Below are 6215 nucleotides of genomic sequence, written 5' to 3' on the forward strand. Positions count from 1 at the left end.
GATGATGATACCGACCTGCGCACTATTTCTTGGAGTCGAGGGCGTTATGACGTTTCTCAATTAACCAATCTGTATACCCATAACCAGGTGCGTTTCGATAAGATTTTATTGAGTCTGCAGGAAATCATTACTGATTTAGGCAAAATGAAGGCCTTAGCTTTTTGTGTTAGCCGAGAACATGCGCAATACATGGTTCAAAAGCTATTACTCAAAGGGATTAAAGCGGATGTCTTGACCAGTGATAACAGCCAAGAGCGGCAGCAAAAGCAACAAGCCATTCGTACTGGTTTAATCAATGTACTGTGTGTGGTTGATATTTTTAATGAAGGTGTGGATATCCCTGAAGTGGACACCTTACTGTTTTTACGTCCAACAGAGAGTTTGACAATCTTCTTGCAACAGCTTGGACGCGGCTTGCGTTTAGCTGAAGATAAACAGTGCTGTACGGTATTAGATTTCGTCGGCAACTCACGTCCTGAGTATGACTTCGCAAATAAATTCAGAGCGCTAGTAGGTAAAAGCTCAAGAGCGATCAGCGAAGAGATCAAGCAAGGCTTTCCTCATGCGCCGCTTGGTTGCCGTATTGAGTTGACGAAGCAAACTCAAGAAATGGTGCTGACCAATATTCGGCAAGCGTCACTGACGTTGAATCGACTAGTTGCCATGATTCGTCAATTTCCACAGCATTCAAACCTTCCGTTAAACCTAACTAACTTCTTAGGACAGCATCCCCACATTGATCTGAATGAGCTTTATAAACGTGGCTGTTGGGCGGAATTAGTCGCAAAAGCACAAGATCAGGTCAAAGAACGTACTGAGAATGAAGCTGCGCTAAAAACGATCAGAAATGCTATTCACAATCGAATTTTGACCTGTGATGATCACGCTTACTTGAACTTTTTAAAACAGCTTTGCCAAACAAGTTTTGTGTTATCAGATATTAGCAACCGATATGCACTGATGTGCCACTACGATTTTTGGCAGAAAACAGGGCCAGAGTTAGGGTTTAATTCCATTTCGCAAAGTCTTACTAATTTGGATCAGCTTGGCGTTGCGGGGGAATTGTTGGACGTATTAAATTGGCAAATAGCGCAAACCAAACATGAGCAAAAATTGATGGGGAATTTGCCTGATGTAACACTTAGGCTTCATGCCCGTTATGCTCGTGAGCAGATATTAGCGGCGTTTGGGGCCACCACATTTGAGCGTCAACCTCCCTCGCGTGAAGGTTTGTTTGTTATTCAAGAGCAAAATATTGAACTGATGTTTGTCACTTTAGATAAAAATGAAAAGCAGTTCTCTCCTACCACTATGTACCATGACTATGCGATCAATGAGCATATTTTCCATTGGCAATCGCAAAACAGTGCAAGACCTGATCGTGGGCGTGGTAAGGACTATATTCAGCACCGAGAAATCGGTAAGCGTTTGTTTTTATTTGTGCGCGAGCAAACAAAAGATGAATACGGACGTACAATGGGATTTGTAAATTACGGTGAAGTTGAATATCTCTCTCATATCGGCTCCCAGCCCATGAGCATAAATTGGCAACTTAAAACACCGATGCCTAACTTTATGTGGCAACAAGCAGCAAAATTGGCGGTTGGATAATTTTAGCCGTGAACTTAAAAGAAATTGATGCAGTTTACTCGTTGTGGTGCTTTAGTTTGCTGGTAAACCCATCATGAACAAAGCCGAGGAAAAGAAGTTCGATTGGCTGCCTGGCCCCAATTGAAATGCTTAACCAATAAACGAACTAAGATTCTTCTTCAAGATTGGTATAAAGAGCGTCAAACATGCCATTCAGTTCGGGATGAAGTAGTGCTGGTATTGGATGAATTTTTATCATCTAGAATTGTAAATAACGTGAGTAGTAGAAAACACAAAGCCCCAACACTTTTTTCAGTATTGAGGCTTTCTGTATTCTTAATGGTGCCGGGGCGGGAATCGAACCGGCACGACCGCAAAGTCGAGGGATTTTAAGTCGTAACAGGTAAAACAGTATATTTTATAAATCAACAGCTTAATGACGTTCGCCACGTTTGAAAACTGCCTTTCCCTACTTCAATATCAACGGTTGCGGTACAACAATGTCACAAAATTTACACATGTGTGATTGATTATTGTTTTAGCGTTAACCAAGCATATTCAATATATGGATTCTTAAACAGAAAAGAGGTAAAAATCATCAATTTGCCATTTCTGCTAAAAACAGCCCCCTAAATTTGATCACATTTCCCATATTTGACGATATTTTTGATTTTTCGCTGATTTTTTAGTTGCGTAAGCTACTTCCCAATCTTTAAAGAGCTTAGTGCTGACTGCTCGCACCTATATTGCAGTTTACATTATATGTGTTGAGCTTCATTGCCGTGTTTGCGAGCTTATCATTTACCCAGCATTACCAGTTAATCAATAGCCATACATGTAAAAGAGGCTAGTAGGTCCAATCAAAGTTGATTAACAATACGATAGTGGCAAAGCCATGCCGATTATTGCTAATGCTTAATAAGTTACAGGACTAAAATCACAGACTCTATTTAAATAATTTGGAGATTTATATGCGATTTTACTTACTGTTACCTTTAGCAATTGCTTTCCTTCCAACGGTAGCTGCAGCAGATAATTGTGAAGTGTCTATCAGTGCAGGGGATGGTATGGCTTTCAATACCCGATCCATGGATATTCCATTGAGCTGTGAAGAGTTCACTGTAAACTTTGCGCATACTGGTCGTTTACCAAAAGGTGGTATGGGGCATAACTGGGTATTAGCTCAAACATCTGATGTCCCTGAAATCGTTAAAGTGGGAACTCCTGCAGGTCTTGCGAATAATTATCTTCCTGAAAATGACGCTCGAGTTATTGCCGCTACCCCGATACTTGGTGGAGGAGAAAATGCCTCTGTTACATTTGATACTGGCGCACTAAGTGCTGACAGTTCTTATACTTTTTTCTGCTCATTCCCTGGACATTCATCAATGATGCGTGGAAGTGTTAATTTGGTTGATTAGTTGGTCTTGGAAAGGTTGGCGAAACCCCGTCAACCTCTTTCTTATTTATAGTCACTATTTTTTTGTCACAATGGGAATGTTTTTAAATGATCGTCTGTGACCTAAATCCATTTTCATAGAAAGCACACCAGCTGAGCATTTATCCAGACATGCCCCACAGCGTGTGCAGTCACCCGACGTAACTTTATTTCCCTTTTGAGACACCACTGGAGCTAACACATGTGGTTCAGGGCATACTTAAATACATGCTGAGCAAGCGGAACCGGCACAGGACTCTGCTTTGTTGGCGGTGACTCGCATACGTCCGAATTGTCCGAGAAATCCGTAAAAAGCTCCAACAGGGCAAAGATGGCCACACCATCCTCGGCGGCTAACCAGCAAATCGAAGAAAAACAAACCTAACAAAAACATTGCCCCTGACATTGATGCCCACATTAACTCTCTTTGAAAGAGCGTTATTGGATTGATTATTTCCCATGCAAGTGTTCCCGCAGAAAAAGAAAGTAATAAAGCGAGCAACAAAATGGCTTTTCTGAGTTCTTTCGAAATGGATAAGTTACTCTTTATGTTAAAGCGTTGACGAAGCCAATAGGCAACATCAGTAAGCATGTTTATAGGGCATACCCAGCTACAGTATATTCGTCCTCCAAAAAGGGCATAAAACACTGCTAGGATTAATGCACCAATCAAGGCCGGATAGGCGAGTGATGAACCTGCTAAAAATGATTGCAACAGGATAAAGGGATCGGTCAGTGGAATTGTGCCAAACCATTCACTGGAAGATAAGTTGCCTGTGGCGATGTCACCAACAAATGGAAAAGAGAACAAAAAAGCCAGCAGGATAAAAAGTTGTACGGTTCGGCGTGAAATCAACCATCGTTTACGATAGATTGCAGTACAAATAATTCTGATAACTTTAATCATACTTTGTCGCGACCAGCAGCATTTCTTCCAGGACGTCCCAGACCAAGTTTGCGTGGTAAAACACGTATCGCTGTTTCAGATAGCACACAGTGTTTTTCACAGGTACCACAGCCCGTGCATTTATCCGAATGAACCGTTGGAATTTGCAATATACCCTTGGCATTTTGAATAGGTTCGAGCGTTATTGCTTCATCACGAATCGGGCATACTCTCCAGCAGATACTACAAGACATTCCCTTATAGTTAAGACATGTTTCATGTCCAACCAGCACAGCTACGCCCATATCTGCTTTACGAATATCTGTTAATAAAGGGTCAAGTGCACCTGTCGGGCAAGCTCGGGCACATGGAATATCCGGACACATCCTGCACGGATCTTCTCTGGCTACAAAAAAAGGTGTGCCAACAGGTGCTTCATCTGTCCAGCTTGCTAACTTGAGAATATCGTAGGGACAATCTTCTACGCATAGGCCACAGCGAATACAGGTTGAGTCAAATGCAGGTTCAGGTATTGCGCCAGGTGGACGGATAATTTCAGCAGAGATAGCTGGACGAGAACGTAATATGGCATGTCCTGCCAATGTGCCGACAACAGCAACACCAAAACGCCGAAATATCTGTTTGAAAGCTGTTCTTCTCTCGGGTTCAGCGTTGTCGGGATTATGTTCAGTATTATTTTTTTTCATCTCCCACCTCTATTGCTTTAGCCGCCTTTTAATCTATAGGTTCTGAAATAAGCAACGTGGCGTGAATGACCGGATGTATCCAGCAGCGCAGGAGGAACTCACCGGACTCTGGAACTTTCCACCTTACTGAAACGCCTGGTGTTTGCACATAAAGCTTTTCATCGATATTAATGATTTTTTCATCAGGTGTTTCTATGTAAACACTATGAGAAATATCTGACTGATTAATGATTTCTATGATGTCGCCTGGTGATGCTGTATAGAAATCAAATTCAAAATCGTGATGCAGTAAATAGACTTTATGAATTTTGGTTTCAGCTTCTTTTTGGACCTCAGCATGAAGCGGTATTGAGTAAAAACTTGTAATAACGCTGGCTGCAATAACTATGTTCAAGATTGATATGTGGACCACATTGAAAAAGAGTTTGTTGAGACGTTCTAATTCGAGAATCTTCATTTTCATTTGATGTAGTTTATTAATGATGTTGTGATATTCATTCAGGAATATCAGGAAATCTAATACCGAGTACTGGACCCGTCAGTGTTTTGATAAAAGCGATGAGATCATCTCGCTCGGTTTCAGTCAGCTTAAAAGGCTTCATTTCAGGAGAAAGACTTTCTCGTTGGATGCCGCCATTTTCGTAATGCTTGATTACTTCTTCCAATGTATTCATTGAAGCATCATGCATAAAGGGACCATTTTCAGGTAAATCACGAAGTGAAGGGGTTTTGAAGGCGTGTTGCATAATGATTATTTGAGGCGGCACTAGTGCACCTTTACCAAGATCATTACTTTCAAGACCAATGTCATGAAAACTGTCATCGGTAAATCGCCACGATGTATGACAGGCTGCACATTGTGCCTTTTCATTGAATAGTGCAAAACCTCTTTTGGCACTTTCACTAATTGCATTTTTGTCACCTTCTACCCATTTATCAAACTGGGATGGTGCAGAAACCAGGGTTCTTTGAAAGCTGGCCAAAGCTTCACTAATACGTTGTTGAGTGATATTTTCATCACCAAAAGCTGCTTTAAATATAGGGTAATATCCTTTGACATCTTGCAGGCGAGTGGTCAGCTCTGACATGTCATAATTCATTTCATGTTGAGTTGTTATTGGTAAAATGGCTTGCGACTCTAGTGAATCAGCCCGCCCATCCCACATTAGTGTTGTAAGCCATGCGCTGTTTAAAACAGTGGGGGTTCGGCGAGGATTCGAAAGACTTTCCGCACCAAGTGGAATCTTGCGCCCATCACTCCACCTTTTATCTGGAGCATGACACGTGGCACAGGACATTTCCTGGTTTCTGGATAGACGAGGATCAAAAAACAGGGATTTTCCGAGCGCCGCCTTTTCCACGGTAAGTGGATTGGTTGATGGCGCCGGAATTCCCTCTGGGCGCTTGAAAGCTTCCAGTTCAGAGGCAAAAGAGTCAGCAGCCTGAATTGCCAGGACAACTGATAAAAATACAAACAAGCTGCTGATTCTCATGCTAGGTAATGCCTATATACCTTAGCTGGCCTTACCAACAACAGGTGAGATAGTGCAGTGATAGGTCATTGCATCATTATTGGCACCAAAACACCATACAA

The 6215-nt window shown here is 41.9% G+C and carries 6 protein-coding genes; 2 read left to right on the plus strand and 4 right to left on the minus strand.

Annotated features, from left to right (window positions below; all coding sequences use genetic code 11):
* Both B3O33_RS12940 and azu read left to right on the plus strand, forming a co-directional pair.
* Positions 1 to 1611 (plus strand): DUF3427 domain-containing protein (locus B3O33_RS12940; RefSeq protein ID WP_292363780.1); only part of this gene is annotated, 1611 nt, incomplete at its 5' end.
* A 950-nt stretch (positions 1612 to 2561) separates the two neighbouring features.
* Entirely contained in the window at positions 2562 to 3011 is a 450-nt protein-coding gene (azu, locus tag B3O33_RS12945; protein ID WP_292360743.1) for an azurin, read from the plus strand.
* 237 nt (positions 3012 to 3248) lie between these two features.
* On the opposite strand, the gene napH is transcribed toward azu, so the two are convergent.
* From napH to mauG, 4 genes are read right to left on the minus strand one after another with little or no spacing between them, the layout of a single operon-like run.
* Positions 3249 to 3935: a quinol dehydrogenase ferredoxin subunit NapH gene (gene napH, locus B3O33_RS12950; RefSeq protein ID WP_292363781.1), complete on the minus strand. Its 687-nt coding sequence runs from the start codon at positions 3933 to 3935 to the stop codon at positions 3249 to 3251.
* Positions 3932 to 4621 carry a ferredoxin-type protein NapG gene (gene napG / locus B3O33_RS12955; RefSeq protein ID WP_292360740.1) on the minus strand — a complete coding sequence of 230 codons (690 nt, stop codon included), beginning with the start codon at positions 4619 to 4621 and terminating at the stop codon, positions 3932 to 3934. The genes napH and napG overlap by 4 nt, the downstream gene beginning before the upstream one ends.
* Positions 4622 to 4649: 28 nt before the next feature.
* Positions 4650 to 5078, minus strand: coding sequence for a hypothetical protein (locus tag B3O33_RS12960; protein WP_292360738.1), 429 nt, complete (start codon positions 5076 to 5078; stop codon positions 4650 to 4652).
* 37 nt (positions 5079 to 5115) lie between these two features.
* Complete coding sequence (mauG, locus tag B3O33_RS12965; protein WP_292363782.1) at positions 5116 to 6114, minus strand: tryptophan tryptophylquinone biosynthesis enzyme MauG; 999 nt, start codon at positions 6112 to 6114, stop codon at positions 5116 to 5118.
* Positions 6115 to 6215 lie beyond the last annotated feature (101 nt).

Origin of the sequence: Methylophaga sp. UBA1464 (assembly GCF_002325665.1) — a bacterium.
Classification (GTDB): domain Bacteria; phylum Pseudomonadota; class Gammaproteobacteria; order Nitrosococcales; family Methylophagaceae; genus Methylophaga.